The organism is Mitsuaria sp. TWR114 (assembly GCF_007997345.1).
On sequence record NZ_VOSR01001142.1, the window covers coordinates 1 to 959 of the forward strand.

Annotated in this window: 1 protein-coding gene and 1 pseudogene; both read right to left on the reverse strand. The window is 64.2% G+C overall.

Going from position 1 to position 959, the window contains the following annotated elements; translation table 11 throughout:
• Nucleotides 1-430: pseudogene (locus tag FUT87_RS28200) on the reverse strand (NAD(P)/FAD-dependent oxidoreductase); the annotation flags it as partial.
• 54 nt (nt 431-484) lie between these two features.
• Nucleotides 485-808 (reverse strand): ferredoxin FdxA, encoded by a 324-nt coding sequence (gene fdxA / locus FUT87_RS28205; RefSeq protein ID WP_091722144.1) that lies wholly within the window; start codon nt 806-808, stop codon nt 485-487.
• Nucleotides 809-959 lie beyond the last annotated feature (151 nt).

Here is a 959-nt window from a genome sequence, read left to right on the forward strand (position 1 = left end):
TCGACCTTCAGCGTGCGCGGCTGGAAGGAGCCCACGCCGCCCGCGATGAAGATGGTCTTGGTCAGGAACTGCGTGCCCTTGCTGGTGGCGACGAAGAAGCGGCCGTCCTCCTGCTTCTCGACGGTCGTGACCTCCTGGCCCAGATGGAAGGTCGCGCCGAAGGGCTCGATCTGCTTCATCAGGTTGTCGGTCAGTTCCTTGCCTGTCACCACCGGCAGCGCCGGGATGTCGTAGATCGGCTTGTCGGGATAGAGCTCGATGCACTGGCCGCCGGGATAAGCCAGCGAATCGATGATGTGGGCCTTGATCTCGAGCAGGCCCAGCTCGAACACCTGGAACAGGCCCACGGGCCGGCGCCGACGATGACGGCATCTGTTTCGATCACGCCCGCGTGCGGGGCGGAGGTCGCTTCAGTCACTTGCGTTTCCATTCTTGTGAGAAGCAGCGGCCGGCAGGCTCCGGCGCCGCGAGATGAGGGGATCGGTCAGCGGACCAGCTGATCGACCTTGCCCGTCTTGTCCTTCCACTCGTCGGCATCGGGCAGCGGCGTCTTGCGCTTGGTGATGCTGGGCCACTTCTTGGCGAGATCCGCGTTCAGCTTGATCATGATCTGCTGGTCACCGGGGACGTCCTCCTCCGGCATGATCGCGTTCACCGGGCATTCGGGGATGCAGACCGCGCAGTCGATGCATTCATCGGGGTCGATGGCCAGGAAGTTCGGGCCCTCGCGGAAGCAGTCGACGGGACAGACATCGACGCAATCGGTGTATTTGCAGCGAATGCAGGCTTCGGTGACGACGTGGGTCATAGCGGCTCTTCTAGTGGCGGGGCCGGCGGGGGGCCCTCGAAATTCAGCGTCCCTGGCGGTCTCCAGGCGATTCCCGGACGGTGGGCTCGGTCGGCGCTGACGGAAAACGGCGGATTTTAAACGTTCGGGGTTTGCGCCAGCGCTTCCGGCC